12 protein-coding genes are annotated in these 19239 nt (G+C 43.2%); all 12 read left to right on the top strand.

Annotated elements, in window-relative coordinates; genetic code table 11:
- Positions 1–250 precede the first annotated feature (250 nt).
- The 12 genes from RDN93_RS00265 to RDN93_RS00210 all read left to right on the top strand — a co-directional run bounded on the left by RDN93_RS00265 (position 251) and on the right by RDN93_RS00210 (position 19236).
- Positions 251–649: a hypothetical protein gene (locus tag RDN93_RS00265; RefSeq protein WP_308743784.1), complete on the top strand. Its 399-nt coding sequence runs from the start codon at positions 251–253 to the stop codon at positions 647–649.
- Positions 650–801: 152 nt separating this feature from the next.
- Positions 802–1530: a DUF5131 family protein gene (locus RDN93_RS00260; RefSeq protein ID WP_308743783.1), complete on the top strand. Its 729-nt coding sequence runs from the start codon at positions 802–804 to the stop codon at positions 1528–1530.
- A gap of 72 nt (positions 1531–1602) precedes the next feature.
- On the top strand, positions 1603–3699 hold the full coding sequence (locus RDN93_RS00255; RefSeq protein WP_308743782.1) for a glycoside hydrolase family 127 protein: 2097 nt from the start codon (positions 1603–1605) through the stop codon (positions 3697–3699).
- Positions 3700–3703: 4 nt separating this feature from the next.
- Positions 3704–5575: a right-handed parallel beta-helix repeat-containing protein gene (locus tag RDN93_RS00250; RefSeq protein WP_308743781.1), complete on the top strand. Its 1872-nt coding sequence runs from the start codon at positions 3704–3706 to the stop codon at positions 5573–5575.
- 42 nt (positions 5576–5617) lie between these two features.
- Positions 5618–7822, top strand: a complete 2205-nt coding sequence (locus RDN93_RS00245) for an alpha-L-rhamnosidase C-terminal domain-containing protein (RefSeq protein ID WP_308743780.1) — start codon at positions 5618–5620, stop codon at positions 7820–7822.
- 196 nt (positions 7823–8018) lie between these two features.
- A complete protein-coding gene (locus RDN93_RS00240) occupies positions 8019–8639 on the top strand; it encodes an RNA polymerase sigma-70 factor (RefSeq protein ID WP_308743779.1) in 621 nt (206 codons plus the stop codon).
- Between the two features lie 5 nt (positions 8640–8644).
- Positions 8645–9637, top strand: a complete 993-nt coding sequence (locus RDN93_RS00235) for a FecR family protein (protein ID WP_308743778.1) — start codon at positions 8645–8647, stop codon at positions 9635–9637.
- A 27-nt stretch (positions 9638–9664) separates the two neighbouring features.
- Entirely contained in the window at positions 9665–10420 is a 756-nt protein-coding gene (locus RDN93_RS00230) for a creatininase family protein (protein WP_308743777.1), read from the top strand.
- Positions 10421–10793: 373 nt separating this feature from the next.
- On the top strand, positions 10794–14042 hold the full coding sequence (locus RDN93_RS00225) for a TonB-dependent receptor (RefSeq protein WP_308743776.1): 3249 nt from the start codon (positions 10794–10796) through the stop codon (positions 14040–14042).
- 20 nt (positions 14043–14062) lie between these two features.
- Positions 14063–15811, top strand: a complete 1749-nt coding sequence (locus tag RDN93_RS00220) for a RagB/SusD family nutrient uptake outer membrane protein (RefSeq protein WP_308743775.1) — start codon at positions 14063–14065, stop codon at positions 15809–15811.
- A 16-nt stretch (positions 15812–15827) separates the two neighbouring features.
- Complete coding sequence (locus tag RDN93_RS00215) at positions 15828–17510, top strand: hypothetical protein (protein ID WP_308743774.1); 1683 nt, start codon at positions 15828–15830, stop codon at positions 17508–17510.
- A gap of 13 nt (positions 17511–17523) precedes the next feature.
- The gene (locus tag RDN93_RS00210; protein ID WP_308743773.1) at positions 17524–19236 is read left to right on the top strand and encodes a hypothetical protein; all 1713 of its coding nucleotides are present in this window, start codon (positions 17524–17526) and stop codon (positions 19234–19236) included.
- Positions 19237–19239: the final 3 nt, after the last annotated feature.

Here is a 19239-nt window from a genome sequence, read left to right as displayed (position 1 = left end):
AGTGACCGGTAAAACTGGGGTAGTTGTTCTGCTTTGATCTTCAGATATACGTGCCCCAATTATGCAAATAACACAAAAGTGAACATCTTTGAATGAATAGATTGGTATATATCGAAACATGGTATTTGAAATTTGTGCTAATAGTCATATTCGCAGACAGTTCTTGTTTTTTTAGACATGAATACAATTTGCCATATTTGCAATTATACAGACATTTGCAAAGTGGAACTTACAAACAGTATTAGGGATAATGATTTTATATAACAGTCGTTTGGCGAAATGTTTTCTCGGTAAGAAGAAACATTCTTTTATGATTTTTGGTTTTTGCTTTACTCGCTATAGGTATTTGGAGATTTGGGAAGAAATGGAAGCCCGAATTCATTTGCGACAATATGCAGAATGTTTTTTCCTCACATTGCTGCCAAGTTTGGGATTGTCATTATGGCTATCGTGGTGGTTTATGTTAATGCCTTTGTGTACATATCATTTTCTTTATTGGTGGGAGCGGATGATAAGACATCATTCTATCTTTGACTGGGAAGCGATAAAGCATTGTGGAGATACGCTTTACCTGCGAAAAAGAAAATCGTATAGCTGGATGAAGCAATATTGTAAGAAGAAATTGCCCGCATCAAGATGGGCTGATTAAAGATAAGGTCTTAACCGACCGGCTGCCTGTGAAGGTCGCTCTATTGTTTGTTTTGTTTGTGTTTTGTGCACCTTTTTCTTTCATAGAAAAAAGGTGCACTCTTTTTTATGGATATATGACAGATAAGATATACATTTGAAGAAAAAAAGAAAATGGGTGAAAAAGCTTCGATGTGGAATCTTTGGCACGGCTGTCATAAATTGAGTGAGGGCTGCCGTCATTGTTATGTATATCGTACGGATGGCAAATACGGGAAAGACAGTTCAGTAGTGGCAAAGACAGAAAAGTTCGACCTGCCTCTGCAACAGAAAAAGAACGGGACGTATAAAATACCTTCAGGCAATTTAGTATACACTTGCTTTACTTCCGATTTTCTGATTGAGGATGCCGACGAGTGGCGTGCCGAAGCATGGGAAATGATGCGGATACGCCAAGACCTTCGTTTTCTTTTCATCACAAAACGGATAGACAGGTTGCAACAATGTTTGCCCTCTGATTGGGGAGACGGTTATGATAATGTGACGATTTGCTGCACAATGGAGAATCAGGACAGGGTGGATTATCGCCTGCCTATTTATAAGGCAGCTCCAATTAAACATAAAATTATTATCTGTGAGCCGCTTCTCAGCCGGATTGATTTCAAAGGAGAACTGGGAGATTGGGTGGAACAGGTTGTTGCCGGGGGAGAGTCGGGAAAAGAAGCCCGGGTATGCGATTACGAGTGGGTATTGGATATCCGCCGACAGTGTGTAGATGCAAATATTAGTTTTTGGTTCAAGCAGACAGGCAGCTATTTGCTGAAAGGAGGGCATGAATATAAGGTTGCCCGTCAGTTCCAACATTCGCAGGCACGGAAAGCGGAAATAAATTATACTCCCTGAATTTGAGTACAAAATATGGATAATCACGTCTTTTCTTAAAGATATTGTGTAAATTTTAAATTATCCATATTAATGAAACAGATAAAGCTGTTACTTCTTTTAGCTTCCGCCACCGTTACGGGAGCGCTCGCGCAGAGCAATGGATTGACGGATATGAGTCAGAGCCGTTTTGCTAAAATGGCAAATACCCGGGTCGATGCAGTGCAATGGACAAATGGTTTTTGGGGCGACCGTTTTAATGTGTTTAGCCGGACTTCTTTGCAAAGTATGTGGAACACTTGGAATACGCCGGAAGTCTCTCACGGTTTCCGTAATTTTGAGATTGCATCAGGTGTGTGTAAAGGGGAACATTGGGGACCACCGTTCCATGACGGAGATATGTATAAGTGGATGGAAGGAGTCGCTTCTGTCTATGCTGTCAATAAAGACCCGGAACTGGACAAGTTAATGGATAACTTTATTGCTTGTGTCGTAAAATCCCAACGTGCAGACGGTTATATACATACGCCTGTCATTATTGAGGAATTGAATAAAGGGATTGACTCTCATGCATTGAACGATGAACACAAGCAGACTGTGATTGGTACGAAAGTAGGTGCGGAAAATGAAAAAGGTGCTTTTGCCAACCGCCTGAATTTTGAAACTTATAATCTGGGACATCTGATGATGGCAGGTATCATTCATCGTCGTGCCACCGGAAAAACAACTCTTTTCGATGCCGCTGTGAAGGCGACGGACTTCCTTTGCCACTTTTATGAAACGGCTTCTACCGAATTGGCTCGCAATGCCATTTGCCCTTCTCATTATATGGGGGTAGTCGAAATGTACCGTGCTACCGGAAATCCCCGTTATCTGGAACTTTCTAAGAATCTGATTGATATTCGCGGTATGGTGGAAAATGGTACGGATGACAATCAGGACCGCATTCCTTTCCGTGACCAATACCGGGCAATGGGACATGCCGTACGCGCCAATTATCTCTATGCCGGAGTAGCGGATGTATATGCAGAGACGGGCGAACAACAGTTGATGAAGAATCTGTCTAGTATATGGAATGATATTGTTACCCGCAAAATGTATGTGACCGGAGCTTGCGGAGCGCTTTACGACGGTACATCGCCTGATGGTACTTGTTATGAGCCGGATAGTATCCAGAAAGTGCACCAGAGTTATGGGCGTCCTTATCAGTTGCCCAATAGCACCGCACACAATGAAACATGTGCCAATATCGGCAATATGCTGTTCAACTGGCGTATGCTGGAAGTGACAGGAGATGCGAAATATGCTGAACTGGTAGAGACTTGCCTTTATAATAGTGTATTGAGCGGGATTAGTCTCGATGGTAAGAAGTATTTCTATACGAATCCATTGCGTATCAGTGCCGATTTGCCTTATACACTTCGCTGGCCGAAAGAACGGACGGAATATATCAGTTGTTTCTGTTGTCCGCCAAATACTTTGCGTACACTTTGCCAGGCACAGAATTATGCATATACATTGAGTCCGGAAGGTATTTACTGTAACTTATATGGCGCAAATACATTAACAACGGACTGGAAGGATAAAGGCGAAATTGCTTTGGTACAGGAGACGGATTATCCTTGGGATGGTAACGTACGTGTGACGTTGAATAAAGTTCCCCGTAAGGCGGGTGCTTTCTCTCTTTTCCTTCGTATCCCGGAATGGTGTGAAAAGGCTGCATTAAAAGTAAATGGTCAGCCGGTGCAAATGGATGCAAAAGCGAATACATATGCGGAAGTCAATCGTGTATGGAAAAAAGGCGATGTAGTGGAACTCGCAATGGATATGCCTGTCCGTCTGCTTGAAGCCCATCCGTTGGCAGAGGAAATCCGTAATCAGGTAGTTGTGAAACGCGGACCGTTGGTTTACTGCCTGGAAAGTATGGATATTGCAAACGGAGAGAAGATTGATAACGTATTGATTCCTGCCGATATTAAATTGACACCTAAAAAAATAACGATAGAAGGCAGTCCGATAGTGGCTCTTGAAGGGACAGCACGTTTGGCATCTCCCGCTTCTTGGGAAGGAGTGCTTTATCGTCCGGTGGCTCAGGCTGAAAGAACAGTGAATATTCGTCTGATTCCTTATTATGCTTGGGGTAACAGAGGAAAGGGAGAAATGACGGTATGGATGCCATTAACAAGATAAGACTATGATTGGAAAGAGTTTGAAAATAGCTTGTTCATTACTTGCCATAAGTTCCACGCTTATGGCAGGTGATATATGGGTTTCTCCGAAAGGGAATGATTTCAATGATGGCACGAAGCAATCGCCGAAAGCAACTCTGACTTCGGCATTGCGGCAAGCACGGGAATGGCGTCGTACAGGCGACAACCGTATCCAAGATGGAATCACTATTTATATGGAAGGCGGAACATATGCATTGCATGAACCTGTTTTTATTCGACCGGAAGATAGCGGAACAGAGAAATCTCCTACGGTAATTCGCTCCATCTCCGGTGAAGAAGCGATATTAAGCGGAGGCGTGCGTATCCGTAACTGGAAAAAGCAAGGGAAACTTTGGGTAGCGGACGTGCCGACATTCAATGGACGTCCGTTGGATTTCCGGCAATTATGGATAGATGGGAAAAAAGCTGTCCGTGCCCGTGATGTGGAAGACTTCGAGAAGATGAACCGTATTTGCAGTGTGGACGAGAAGAATGAGATTCTTTATGTTCCTGCGACTGCTGTTCGCAAACTGATAGATAACAAAGGAATTTTGAAAGCTGAATATGCGGAAATGATACTTCATCAGATGTGGTGTGTGGCAAACCTGCGTATCCGTTCCGTAGAGATTCAAGGCGATAGTGCGGCAGTACGCTTTCATCAGCCGGAAAGCCGGATTCAGTTTGAACATCCCTGGCCGCGTCCGATGGTGACGACGAATGGACATAACTCCGCTTTCTATCTGACAAATGCACGAGAGTTGCTGGATGTTCAAGGAGAATGGTACCATGATATCAATGCCCGTAAAGTTTATTATTATCCCAGAGAGGGAGAGAAAATGCAGGATGCCGATACGGAAGCTATCATCCCTGCTGTTGAAACATTGGTGCAAGTGGAAGGTACACTAGACCGTCCTGTCTCTGATATCCGTTTTGAGAAAATCACGTTCTCGTATACTACTTGGATGCGTCCTTCAGAAAAGGGGCACGTGCCGCTTCAGGCAGGTATGTATCTGACGGACGGCTATCGGATAGAACCGAAGATACAGCGGAATTATCTGAATCATCCGTTGGATAATCAAGGATGGCTGGGACGTCCGGCAGCGGCTGTCCGTGTGGCGGCTGCCAATCAGATTGACTTTGAGCGTTGCCGATTCGAACATTTAGGTTCTACCGGATTGGATTATGAAGAAGCAACACAGGGCGGTGTAGTCCGCGGTTGTCTTTTCCGTGATATTGCGGGGAATGGTTTGCTAACCGGTAGCTTCTCTCCGGCAGCTCATGAAACGCATTTACCTTATGACCCTGCCGACCGCCGGGAAGTATGCACACATCTGCAAATCAACAATTGCTATTTTACGGAAGTGGGTAATGAGGACTGGGGATGCCTTGCCATTGCTGCGGGATATGTGAGTGATATTAATATCGGGCATAATGAAATCTGTGAGGTTCCTTATAGTGGAATCAGCCTTGGGTGGGGATGGACGCAAACTGTGAACTGCATGCGTAATAACAGGGTTCATGCAAATCTGATTCATCATTATGCGAAGCATATGTACGATGTGGCAGGTGTTTATACCCTCGGTTCGCAACCGAAAAGTTATGTAACGGAGAACTGTGTGCACAGTATTTACAAACCAAGTTATGTGCATGACCCGAATCACTGGTTTTATCTATATACGGATGAAGGTTCTTCTTTTATTACTGTACGTGATAACTGGACGGAAGGGGAGAAGTACCTTCAAAATGCCAATGGCCCCGGAAATGTATGGGAAAATAATGGTCCGAAGGTAGATACCGCCATTCGTGAACGTGCCGGATTGGAGGCAGAATATAGGGATTTGCAGAATGTCCGATAGTGATATTTCTTATAACACAGTTGGTTAGCAATAGAAAGAATAATGAAAAAGAAATACATGATATTACTTGGTGCCTTGTCTTTGGCAAGCAGCACCTTTGCACAGACCTGGATATGGTATCCGGGAGATTACGAAATCTGGTTGGGCAACCAAATGAATAACCGCCGCACAGAACGCGGTGCTTTTTTCCCGCCTTTTTGGAAAACGGATAGCCATTATGTAGTCGTAGAATTCAGCAAGCAACTGAATCTTGCCGAACCGGAAGAAATATTTATTGCCGCCGAAGGAAAGTACAACATCAAGCTGGACGGAAAACTTCAGTTCGGTATGCCGGAAACGATGTTACTTCCGGCAGGAAGGCATAACTTGAACATCAAAGTCTGGAATCAGGCTACGCCGCCCACTATTTACGTGAAAGGAAAGACTGTGAATTCTGATTCTTCCTGGCGTGTGACGTACGAAGACAAGGAATGGATTGACGAAAGCGGCAAGGCTAGTGATACGTCCGCTACCGTTTATATGGATGCCGGATGCTGGAACTTTGACGGAGCTACCCAACGCCCTTCCCAATTCAGCCTGATGCGTGAACCGCAGCAACCTGTCGCTCAAACAGAGCAATCCGAAGGAGGGATTCTTTATGATTTTGGAAAAGAAACATTCGGGTTCATCACACTAAAGAATCTTTCCGGAAAAGGAAAAATAGAGATTTACTACGGTGAAAGCCCTGAAGAAGCAAAAGATAAGGCGTATTGCGAAACATTGGATAAACTGTTATTAGAACCGGGACAAGTGACCGACCTTGCTATCCGCAGTACTTCACCTCTGAACAATTCAGATAACGAATATACATTGGAGAACAGCAAGGCTTTCCGCTATGTCTATATTACACACGAGCCGGGTGTAAAGATTGGAGAAGTATCCATGCAATATGAATATCTTCCCGAAGAATATCGTGGCAATTTCCGATGTAATGATGAAGAATTGAACCGTATTTGGGAAGTAGGTGCATACACCATGCATCTTACTACCCGCGAGTTCTTTATTGACGGCATCAAACGCGACCGTTGGGTATGGAGTGGCGATGCTATCCAAAGTTACCTGATGAACTATTATCTTTTCTTTGATAATGAATCCGTAAAACGTACTATCTGGTTGCTTCGTGGCAAAGACCCTGTGACGAGCCATAGTAATACTATCATGGATTATACTTTCTACTGGTTTCTTAGTGTATATGATTATTATATGTATAGCGGTGACCACCACTTCGTGAATCAACTATACCCACGTATGCAAACAATGATGGACTACGTACTGGGACGTACTAATAAGAATGGTATGGTAGAAGGAATGATCGGCGACTGGGTATTTGTAGACTGGGCAGACGGCTATCTGGATAAGAAAGGGGAACTCTCTTTCGAACAAGTCTTATTCTGCAGAAGTTTGGAAACCATGGCATTATGTGCTGAATTGGTAGGAGATGCAACCGGCAAGCAGAAATATGAGAAACTGGCCGCTGCTTTGAAAGCAAAACTGGAACCTACATTCTGGAATAATCAGAAACAAGCCTTTGTGCATAACTGTGTGAATGGACAGCAAAGTGACGCAGTAACCCGCTATGCGAATATGTTTTCTGTATTCTTCCAATATCTGGATGCAGACAAGCAGCAAGCCATTAAACATTCTGTTCTTTTGAATGACAGCATCTTGAAAATAACAACTCCCTATATGCGTTTTTACGAACTGGAAGCTCTTTGCGCTCTCGGCGAACAAGATGCTGTAATGAAGGAAATGAAAGCCTACTGGGGTGGAATGTTGAAAGAAGGAGCCACTTCATTTTGGGAGAAATATAATCCGGAAGAAAGCGGCACGCAGCATCTTGCCATGTACGGACGTCCATATGGAAAGAGTTTGTGTCATGCTTGGGGAGCAAGCCCCATTTATCTGTTAGGTAAATACTATCTGGGAGTAAAACCCGTAAAAGAAGGCTATAAAGAATTTGCTATTGCTCCGGCATTGGGCGGATTGAAATGGATGGAAGGCACTGTTCCTACTCCGAATGGCAATATCCATATCTATATGAATAATAAAACAATAAAAGTAAAAGCAACGGAAGGCAAGGGATATCTGACAATAAAGAGCCGTCGCCAACCGAAAGCTAATATAGGAACTGTAGAGCAAGTCTCAGCAGACACATGGCGTCTTTGGATTGACTCGCCGGAAGAAAGAACGGTTACTTATCGTTTGTAATTTATTTGTTAATAAGTTAGTGGATTTAGTCCTTGATTGATAGTTCCTTTTTGGGAGAGAGGAATTGTTAATCAGGGACTTTTTTCGTAAATACCTCTAAGTTTTCTAGGGAATTTGCTACATTTGTTCTTCATAAAGATAGAAGCAAGTAATATACTTTTAGTTCTTTTGGAAACAAGTAAACAAAATCCGGAGAATGAAAAACAAGATTGACCGATATACTGATACAGATGATGAAAAACTCTTCGCCTTGATTGAACAAGGTGACGAAGGAGCTTTCACCCAAGCTTATGAAAGGTATCATAAACTATTATATGTATTAGCCTATCGTTATTTAATGAGTTCTGATATGGCAGAAGATGTAGTGCAGCACGTCTTTACCCGCCTGTGGGAATTCCGTTCAGAACTACGTGTGGGAATCAGCTTGAAGAACTACCTCTTTACAATGACGAAAAATCATGTCCTGAACTTGATTCGTAATGAAAACAACGCAATTACTAAGAACTATGAGATGGCACAATCTGCTTCGCCTTACGAAGATAATCTGATAGAAAATTTGGAGAAGAAAGAGCTGATGTCCAGTTTTTATAAAGCTGTGGATATGCTTCCTGCGCACAAACGGGATATTTGCTTGATGAAAGTCGAAGAAGAACTGACGAATCAGGAAATTGCGGAACGGATGAATTTATCCGTAAACACTATCAAGACACATTATTCGGAAGCGTTGAAACTTCTTCGTATCCACTTGAGCAAGATGTTAATAATTGTTGCGTTCACCACACTAATGACCTTTTTAAGTGTCCATTTAATAAAGTGATAAAAATGAATAGACCTACTGATAAACAAATAGAAGAAGTATTGGCAGGAATTGCCAGTCCGGAAGATGCAAAATATGTGGCAGAGTGGTTTGCTACGGAAGAGGGGAGTGATTACCTGGAAGCCGCTATGACACGGGATTCGGAACTGATAAAAAATGAGTTCGCAGACTTGTATGTGAACCATGATATTCCTTCAAAGAAAATGCAAGAGCAGATACGGAAGAACATTCGCATGAAGAAGTTGAAACGTATCTGTTTCCGGGTTGCAGCCGTATTGATACCTGTTGTCTTGATTGTCGGACTTTATATACAACTAAATTCAAAAGTCGACCTGTTCGGTACTTCCGAATACGAAGAAGTAGTTGTAGCCAAAGGTGAACGCATACAAATAATGTTTCAGGACGGGACAAAAGTATATATCAATTCTGACTCGAAATTAAGATATCCCAAGAAGTTTGCTCTAAACACCCGGGAAGTTTTTCTTGAAGGAGAAGCCTATTTCGTGGTGACCAAGAATAAGAACCGTCCTTTTATTGTCAATCTGAACGGGCCGGCAATTCACGTACTGGGAACTTCTTTCAATGTACAGGATTACCCGGAAAACAAGGATATTGTAGTATGCCTGGATGAAGGAAATATTAATCTGACCCTTCCTACGGAAAAGAAATACCCGGTGCAACCCGGCGAAAGGTTAGTATATGACAAAGAGAACAAGCAGTGCATCATATCCAAAATGAACGATATGCAACGCCTGTCGATGTGGAAACAGAATGTGATAGTATTTAAAGATACTCCGCTGCCGGAAGTCATCAAAGTATTGAACCGCTGGTATGATGTAGACTTTAAAGTAGAAGATGAACAAGCTTTGAAGTATGTCTATACATTGACCTCGGACAATACATTATTAGAGAAAGTATTGATGGATTTAGAGAAAATCGCCCCGGTGAAGTTTGAGTATAATGAAGACAAAAAAGAAGTGATAGTAAAAATGAAATAATATAATCATTAGAAATAAAGAAGGCATATGAATAAAGAAATTGATTTATCCATATCTTGTTATGGAAAAGTAAAAGACAGGAAATATGATATTGTGGCATTGCCGTGGGGAGCTACCGAACCTCATAATCTGCATTTGCCATATATGACGGATTGTATTCTTTCCCATGATGTAGCGGTTGACGCTGCATTGATAGCTAAACAGGAATATGGTGTGAGCTGCATGGTTATGCCGCCCATCGGCATGGGTTCGCAAAATCCGGGACAACGGGAACTTCCCTTTTGTATCCATACGCGTTATGAAACGCAAAAAGCCATATTGACGGATATTGTTTCTTCCCTTTATATTCAAGGCATCCGAAAGTTGGTTATTATCAACGGACACGGCGGCAATACTTTTAAAAGTATGATTCGTGATTTGTCGGTAGACTATCCTGACTTCCTGATAGCATCCAGTGAATGGTACACTGTATTAAAAGCAAAGGATTATTTTGAAAATCCGGGTGACCATGCGGATGAAGTCGAAACATCGGTAATGATGCACTATCATCCCGAACTGGTCAATCTTGAAGAAGCAGGGAATGGAGAATATAAAACCTTTGCCATACAGTCTTTGAATGAAAAGGTAGCGTGGATTCCCAGAAACTGGGGAAAAGTATCCAAAGATACCGGTGTGGGCGACCCGCGTGGAGCTTCCGCGGAAAAAGGTAAGAAGTTTGCAGAAGCAATCGCAGAAAAATATGCAAAGCTCTTTGACGAATTGGTGAATCAGGAACTTTACTAGATTGCAAAAAATATAGTGACGCTATCCTTGCGTGATAGTGACGGTATCCGGTAAGTATAGCGTCACTATGTAGACAGGATACCGTCACTATCCCAAAACACTGTTTCTAACGAACTGCCAAGAAACCGAATCTATTGATATAAGTCCTTCTGAAAATAAAATCCGGAAGGACTTTTCTTTTTATATCCCATTTCCCTACAAATAAAAACTAAACCATATCTTGTTGAAAACTAATATATTACCATACAAATCTTTATTGAAAATAAAAAAACTTCAGAAAAAAATGCTTTTTCCCTCACCCGCTTCTTAATCTCGTGTGTCCACTAAATACAAAGAGATTAAGAACCTATTTATAACTTTAAACAAACTAAGTATGAAGAACAGAGTATTGCTTGTATTGTTATTGAGTTTTGCTGTAAGTCTTACAGCATCGGCTCAGAAAATAACAATGAATCTTCAACAAGTCAAGTTGGAGAAAGTATTTTCGCTCATTACCAAACAGACAGGGCTTACGGTAGCATATAGCCGTACGATTGTCAATCCCGAACGGATTGTTTCCGTTCAGGCAAAAGACAAAGACCTCTCTAAAGTATTAGATGATTTATTCGCGGGTACGAATGTGGTTTATGAAATCGGAGAGAAGAAAATATATCTGAAAGCAAAAGAAGCTCCCGTTACATCACAAGGAAACCCAAAAACAAAGAAAATAACAGGAACCGTGACGGATACCAAAGGCGAACCCGTGATTGGCGCCAGTGTATTGGTGAAAGGAGCGGGGACGGGTACTGTGACAGATGTAGATGGCAACTTTATATTAGATGCTCCGACAGACGCTCTTCTGGCAGTCAGCTATATTGGTTATAAAACACAGGAAGTAAAGGTAGGAAGTAAGAATTCATATTCTATCCAATTGCAGGATGATACGGAAATACTGGATGAAGTAGTAGTAGTCGGTTACGGCGTGCAGAAGAAATCAAGTCTGACGGGTGCTGTCGCTTCTATCTCTTCTCAAGATATTAGCAAACAGGTATCTTCCAATGTTGCTTCAACCTTACAGGGACGTACGCCGGGTGTAGACATCGTGCAGCAAGCCGGTGTTGCCGGAGCAGATGTAAATATCGTGATTCGCGGTGCCGCTTCTTTTGGTGCTACCGAACCTCTGTATGTCATCGACGGAGCGTTCAGTAACGCCGGATTAAGCTCATTGAATCCCAATGATATTGAATCTATCGAAGTACTGAAAGACGGTGCGGCAGCCGCTATCTATGGTTCACGTGCCGCTAATGGCGTCGTTTTGATTACTACCAAGAAAGGAAAGTCCGGCAAGCCCGTTATCCAGATAGACGGTTCGTTTGCTTTCCAGAAGACGACTAATATTCCGGAGTTTCTCAATGCGTCGGAATGGAGAGAATTTGCCAATATGGTAGCAGATAACAGTGGCTTGCCTCATGCACCGGAGAATGACAATCCCACCAATCCGAACCTGAATACCGACTGGTCAAAAGAATGGATACAGTTTGCCCCGGTATGGAACTTGAATGCCAGTATCGCAGGTGGTGGAGACAACTCTACTTTCAGCACAAGCCTTGGTTATCTTGACCAAACTGGAATGACAATTTATTCGGATTATAAACGTTATAACTTTCGCCTGAATACCTCTTATAAAAAAGGGCGTTTCTCATTTTCCGAAACTCTCGGACTGACCCATAAGGATAAAACTCCTACGACATCTTTCAACATAGCCTTGCCGACATTGCCTATTTATGATGAACAAGGACGGTTTACCTCGGGTGGTCCTGATTATTACATCAACCCCGAAGATGGCAAGGCGCAGAATAAGATAGCTCCGTTACATTATACAGACCAATTTAATAAAGTGACGGACTTAATCGGTTCTTTGAACGCCCAACTGGATATTTGGGGCGGATTAAAATACAAATTATCGTTAAGCGGAAATTATAGCAATAAGCATAATTATACCCATACCCCTGAGTATTACACAAAGTGGAACTCGGATGGAACTCCCGATAAAGATTACGGCAACACACGCAACAGCGTATCGGAAACAAGGGGTGAGGAATTTACTTATACCATTGATAACTTGCTGACTTACAATAAAACATTCAACCGTCACTCAATAGACGCTTTATTAGGAACAAGCTGGATGAGAGAATACTATCGCTACATGACCAACTCTACCATTAACGATTTGGGTGGAACGGATATTACCGGGTTCCAAAATGAGGATGGCAAGATTTCGGCAGGCGACAGTAATGCGGCATTGCTCTCTTTCTTCGCCCGCGTGAACTACGATTATGACAATAAATATCTGTTGTCCCTGAGCATCCGCCGGGATGAATCTTCCAAGTTCCACAAAGACAATAGGGTAGGTTACTTTCCCTCTGTTTCCGCCGGATGGAATGTGCACCAGGAAAAATGGTTCCAAAATCCTGTAATGAGTAAATTGAAGATTAGGGCTAGCTACGGTGAGTTGGGCGCAAACTTCCTCAACCCCTATAATTTCGACGCGATAGCCTATGGACCTATTCCCTACACAGTAGGCGGAGAACGCTATGTGACAGGACGCGCAGCCTATTTGAAATCGAAAGACCTGAAATGGGAAACGGCAAAAACCACAGACATTGGTATCGAACTGGGCTTCTTCAACAACGACCTGACTTTATCATTAGACTATTTCGTGAAAAAGAACGTAGATTTGTTGGCACAGATAGACTTGAACCTGTCTTCCGGGCAAATCTTTGAAATCAACAGTTCACGTGAAAAACCGTACGTCAATACCGCTTCCGTAAAAAACACAGGATGGGAGTTTATGATGAATTACAGGAAACAATTGACGAAAGACTTCCATATCGATGCAACATTCAATATCGCAACATTGAAGAATAAGGTATTGTCACTGGGAGAAAACGTGCAGCCGATTACTTCCGGCGCAATGTCCAGCTATTTTAATGATGCAGCTTCCATTACCATGCCGGGAGAAGCTATCGGTTCATTCTATGGCTATAAGATTGACGGTTTTGATGCGGAAGGAAATTTCATCTTCGCGGATACGGACAAGAATGGAGTAGTCAATGCAAATGATAAAGTCATTCTGGGCAGCCCTATTCCTGACTTCACATACGGCTTGAACATCAACATGGAATACAAAGACTTTGATTTGACAGTCTTTTTCCAGGGAGTACAGGGAAATGATATATTCAATCAGAAAAAGTACACCTATTATTTTGATTATTCCAACAATGTAGTTAAAGAGGCTATGAATGGATGGACGAAAACAAATAAGAATACAGGAATCCCTGTTATGAAAACCCAGAATACAAGTGGCGGAAACTCCCTGCCGAGTGAATTTTATGTTGAAGACGGTTCCTATTTACGTTTGAAGAACCTTCAGTTAGGCTATTCACTGCCTAAAAAATGGCTGGAAGCAATCCGGTTCAATAAACTGCGTATTTATGCAGGCGTACAAAATCTGTTTACATTGACCAAATACTCCGGTTATGACCCGGAAGTCAGTTCAAATGTATTGTTCTCACGTGGCATTGACATCAATTCATATCCTAATGCCCGGACGTTCACTTTTGGTTTTAACGCTTCATTCTGATAACTAAAAATATGATTAATATGAAAAACTATAAGAAAGTATATGCCGCATTTATCTTGGCGGGCGGCTTGATATTACATGGATGCAACGGTATCTTTGATGACCTGGCAATTAATCCGAATCAGCCGAGTATGGGAGCTTATTTCACCAGTCCGTCCGCTGTAAATGACGCAGTGATGACCATGTACGGATATATGTCTACGCAACGCTGCCTGGGAGCTTCCGGCTCTAAGACGACGATAATCCGCTCCGATGAAGCATCATCCAATTCGGATTATGGAAAACCGGGCATGTTTGGTGCTGACTTGAATGCCAGTTATTACACTATCGAGCAACCTTATACATTGATGTACACCACCGCTTCCCAAGCATCCTATATCATTGAAACCGCTCCGTCTGTCGATTTCAGCGGTAATGAGGAGCTACGGAACGCATACATGGGTGAAGCCTATTTCTGGAGAGCATTTGCGCACTATTACCTGTTGATTAATTTCCGGAATATATCTCCCATCAGGCAGATGCCACGCAATGGCGATGATTATGTCCGTCCCTTAGAAAAACCTGCTGCCGTATGGAATTTCATTCAGGAAGACCTGGCACACGCGAAAGAACTATTGCCCGTAAAGGGATATTGGGACAATAAGAATGCCGGTCGTGTGACAAAAGCTTCCGCAGCCGCCTTATTGGGAAAAGCTTACCTCTACCGTAGTGGAATCGAGCCATATTATGGCGAAGACAAGACTACGTTTTACAGTGAAGCAGCCAAAGAATTTGCCGATATTATAGACGGAAAGTACGGAACTTATGACCTGACTAAAAATTATGCCGATAATTTTGATGTCGCTCATGAAAATAACGAAGAATCAATCCTTGAATTTCAATTCTTAGGCGATGTCGATAATGCAGGATTCAATCCGGGGCTTGCCACTTCCGGTTTGGCGTTCGATTCACGTGGATTGATGTTGCCGGGAGCGGGAGTAGGCTATGAAGGCGTAGTACATAACTGGCTTTATAACGCATTCGTGAATTCGATAGACAAGGACGGCTATACGGATATCCGGATGTTCTCCACAATGATATTCAATGATTTGGATGCGAGCATTCATTTGAGAAGTGACGCAGGCGGCAATCCGATACGTCTGAAAGGTCCCGGCGGATATAAATGGGAAGAACTTTATCCTGCAAAGAATGGAAAAGAGGGATTCGCCACCGTATCCAATCCTTTGGCACATTCATTCAAAGCGGGTATCAGGAAAGGGATTGATTGTTCCATGCCTACACAAACGGAAGCGGACGGAACTCCCAAACTAGTAGGAGTAGGTGCAGGCGTCAAGGAGTATGTGTATAATCAACCCCGTGCCCATGGAGTGAACTGGCGGTATATCCGTTATGCCGATGTGTTGATGATGTATGCGGAAGCCGTTGTCAGTGGTGGTACGCAAGCATCGGACATGACTCCCTTGCAGGCAGTAAACAAAGTACGCGGACGTGCCAACATGAGCGAACTCCCTTCCGTAACCATGGCTGATATTCAAAATGAAAGAATCCTGGAATTTGCCTTGGAAGGGCATCGTTTCTATGATTTGCTCCGTTGGGGCAAGCTAGCCAGCCGTTTTACGGAGTTGCAGGAATCCGACCCTAACTTCAAGAAGTTCATATCGGCAGATGACTTTAAAGGATTCGTCACCAATAAGCACGAATGGTTGCCGATTCCTATCAATGAAGTGAATTCTAACCCATATATCACAGAAAATAATCCGGGATATTAACTAAGAAAGAATTAATATGATAAAAATGAAAAATATTGCGGTACTACTGTTCTGTTTGGTAGTACCGGGCATAACTATTGCCCAAACAGAAGTACTTTATAATGGCATACACCTGCCTGAACAATGGCCGCCCCGCTATGCGGAGCCACAAAAAGCACAAGATATGCCGATACCCTATCTTAAACAAAAGCCGGGAGTAATCCCGGTAAATGTAGGGCGGCAACTGTTTGTAGATTCCTTTCTGATTGCAGAAACCAATTTGGACAGAGTGATTCATACTCCCCGGTTTTACGAAGGAAATCCGGTACTCGGACCTGACAAGGAATGGGAAAAGACAACCGAAGGCGGACTCTACGCAGCACCTTTCAGTGACGGGATATGGTATGATGAAAAAGACCGGAAGTTCAAAATGTGGTATTTGGCAGGTGCTGGTGTCCTTCATAAAGGAGACAATCAGACCTTTTACACCGGATACGCAGAATCGGAAGACGGCAAGCACTGGACAAAACCTGTACTGGATATTTGGAACCAAACCAATATTGTAGATACCTGCAATCGTGACGCAGCTACGATTTGGCTGGACAAACTGGAGAAAGACCCGTCCAAGCGTTATAAAATGTTCAATGTCGAACGCCGCCCCACAGACCGCAGATGGCAATTTATCTTGAAATACTCGTCAGACGGGATTCATTGGGGAGAGGGAGTCGCCCAGTCCGGTGATTTATACGACCGTTCATCGGTATTCTACAATCCGTTCCGTGCTGTGTGGGCATTGAGTATGCGTTATGGGACAAAAGTCTCTTCCCGCTCACGCAGCTATCTGGAAAATAAAGACCCCGAAGTGGCAGTAAGTTTCGCACATCGTATCCGAAAAGGAGTGCCCGACAAGAATATGGTCTACTGGTTTACTCCGAGCGATAAAGAGCCGCGTCATCCGGAGTTTCCCGAAGTAGAACCGGGTATTTACAATTTTGATGCCATTGCTTATGAAAGTATCATGTTAGGACTGTATAGTGTATGGCAGGGGCCGGAGAATGGAGTCTGCGCTAAACTGGGTATTCAGAAAAAGAATGAAATTTTTCTAGGGTATAGCCGTGACGGCTTCCATTTCTACCGTCCATCTTTCAAGCCTTTCATGGCAGTGAATGAGACGGAAGGAGCATGGAACTGGGGAAATATGCAGTCTATCAACGGAGTGCCTTTAGTAGTAGGGGATTCACTTTATTTCTATTCCAGCGGGCGCCAAAAAAACAAGATTATGTGGGATAGCTACACATCTACCGGACTGGCTACTTTGCGCAGAGATGGTTTTGTCTCCATGCATGGAGATAAGGACGGCTATCTACTGACAGAGAAGATTAGCTTTGACGGCAAGCATCTTTTTATCAATGCGGATATAAAAGGTAGCCTGACCGTAGAAATCTTGGATGAAAATGGAAAGCCATTGGAAGGGTTTGCACGGAAGGACTGTGTGCCGATGAAGAAAACGGATAAGACAAAACAATTGGTTACATGGAAAAAACACCAGGATATAGCATCACTCATCGGAAAAAACGTCCGTTTGAAGTTCTATCTGGATAGCGCTGATATTTACGCATTTTGGATTTCTCCGTGGCAAACGGGTGAAAGCCGCGGATATACAAGCGGCGGTGGACCGGGACTGTCAGCCAGTGGTATAGATGTTCCTGCAAACCAATAAAAGATAAATGAGTATGAAACGTTTATTCTATACATTACTATTCTGTCTGCCTTGCGTGTTGATAGCTTGTGGTGGCAGTGATGATACTCCGGGTGGAGATGATACTCCCCCGGTAGTGGTTCCACCTGGCGAAGAACCGGTAGATTCACGGTTACTATATAACGGGATTCGTTTACCCGAACAGTGGCCGCCGGTACGTTCATCTTCGTCTGAACTGGAAAAAGGAATGTCACCCTTTTATCTGTCGGATAAACCTTCTGTTATCAATATTTCGGTAGGACGCCAGTTATTTGTAGACAATTTCCTGATAGAATCCACTAATCTGAAACGTACTTTCTATTATCCTGAATATTATCCGGGCAATCCGATACTGACACCGGAACAGGATTGGGAGAAAACCGGAACAAAAGGTGCGGCATTTGCCGCTCCTTTCAGCGATGGAGTATGGTACGACGAAAAAGAAGGAAAATACAAAATGTGGTATATGGCAGGCGGTGGTTCTTATGCAACCAGTGGAGCAGGTGTAACTTGTTATGCGGAATCAACGGACGGCATTAACTGGACAAAACCAACTCTTTCCGTTGTAGCCGGAACAAATATCGTTGACTATAACTCAGAACGTGACGCGTCTGTTATTTGGGTGGATAAACAGGAAAGCAATGCTTCGAAAAGATACAAGATGTTTCTGGTTGCCCGTGAATCCGGGAAATGGAGATACCATTACAAGACTTCCCCGGACGGCAAAGTCTGGCGCGCTGCAGCTCAATCGGAACCGATTGCCGACCGTTCTACGGTATATAAGAATCCATTCAGAAACGTTTGGGTATATAGCATGCGGCATAATGTCCGGGTAGATGCGAATAAATTGGTACGTGCGAGAGATTATAATGAAAACGCCGACCCGGAAGCCGGAACAAAGAAAGCGGAAGCATTATTGAATGCATTCTGGTTCGGCCCATGGGCTAATGAGCAACGCCATACTGACTATCCGAATATAGCACCTGCGATATATAATCAGGATGCCACGCCTTATGAAAGCATTATGTTGGGATTCTTCTCCGTTTGGCAAGGGCCGGAAAATGATGTTTGTGCTTCGGACAACGTAATCAAGAGAAATCAAGTCATGGTAGGATATAGCCGCGACGGTTACAATTGGTTCCGTGAGGATATGAATCCTTTCCATGCCGTAAATACGACCACCTCGGACGCGTGGAATCAAGGTAACCTGCAATCCGTAGCCGGAGCACCGTTAATTGTCGGCGATAAACTCTATTTCTATCTGAGCGGTCGTCGTTTGAGAGGTACGCAGGAGATTACCACTACCGGACTGGCTATGCTTCGTCGCGACGGGTTTGCTTCCATGAAAGGAACGGGCGAACTGCAAACACCCTTACTGAAATTTGACGGTTCATACTTCTTTGTCAATGCCAATGTCACAGGAGAAATGAAAGTGGAACTTTTAGATTCCAATAATAAAGTAATCGAAGGATTCTCAAAAGATGAATGTAAAGTCTTGAAAGGGGATAATGTAAAAGCGAAGATAGAATGGGCAGGAAACGCTTCGTTAGCCTCTTTGAAAGACAAACAACTGAAAGTAAAATTCTATATTGATAACGGTGAAATATTCGCTTTTTGGATTTCTCCTTCTGCGAATGGGGAGAGTATGGGATATACCGCTGGCGGAGGTCCCGGGCTGAATATTTCCGGAATAGATAAAACCAATTAAAAA

The organism is uncultured Bacteroides sp. (assembly GCF_902491285.1).
Classification (GTDB): domain Bacteria; phylum Bacteroidota; class Bacteroidia; order Bacteroidales; family Bacteroidaceae; genus Bacteroides.
This window is presented reverse-complemented; position numbering and strand designations above follow the sequence as displayed.

Bases quoted from the DNA above. Each gene is read 5' to 3' on its own strand.
- RDN93_RS00245 (WP_308743780.1), top strand. From the start codon at position 5,618: ATGAAAAAGAAATACATGATATTACTTGGTGCCTTGTCTTTGGCAAGC.
- RDN93_RS00265 (WP_308743784.1), top strand. From the start codon at position 251: ATGATTTTATATAACAGTCGTTTGGCGAAATGTTTTCTCGGTAAGAAG.
- RDN93_RS00225 (WP_308743776.1), top strand. From the start codon at position 10,794: ATGAAGAACAGAGTATTGCTTGTATTGTTATTGAGTTTTGCTGTAAGT.
- RDN93_RS00215 (WP_308743774.1), top strand. From the start codon at position 15,828: ATGATAAAAATGAAAAATATTGCGGTACTACTGTTCTGTTTGGTAGTA.
- RDN93_RS00210 (WP_308743773.1), top strand. From the start codon at position 17,524: ATGAAACGTTTATTCTATACATTACTATTCTGTCTGCCTTGCGTGTTG.
- RDN93_RS00240 (WP_308743779.1), top strand. From the start codon at position 8,019: ATGAAAAACAAGATTGACCGATATACTGATACAGATGATGAAAAACTC.
- RDN93_RS00220 (WP_308743775.1), top strand. From the start codon at position 14,063: ATGAAAAACTATAAGAAAGTATATGCCGCATTTATCTTGGCGGGCGGC.
- RDN93_RS00230 (WP_308743777.1), top strand. From the start codon at position 9,665: ATGAATAAAGAAATTGATTTATCCATATCTTGTTATGGAAAAGTAAAA.
- RDN93_RS00260 (WP_308743783.1), top strand. From the start codon at position 802: ATGGGTGAAAAAGCTTCGATGTGGAATCTTTGGCACGGCTGTCATAAA.
- RDN93_RS00255 (WP_308743782.1), top strand. From the start codon at position 1,603: ATGAAACAGATAAAGCTGTTACTTCTTTTAGCTTCCGCCACCGTTACG.
- RDN93_RS00250 (WP_308743781.1), top strand. From the start codon at position 3,704: ATGATTGGAAAGAGTTTGAAAATAGCTTGTTCATTACTTGCCATAAGT.
- RDN93_RS00235 (WP_308743778.1), top strand. From the start codon at position 8,645: ATGAATAGACCTACTGATAAACAAATAGAAGAAGTATTGGCAGGAATT.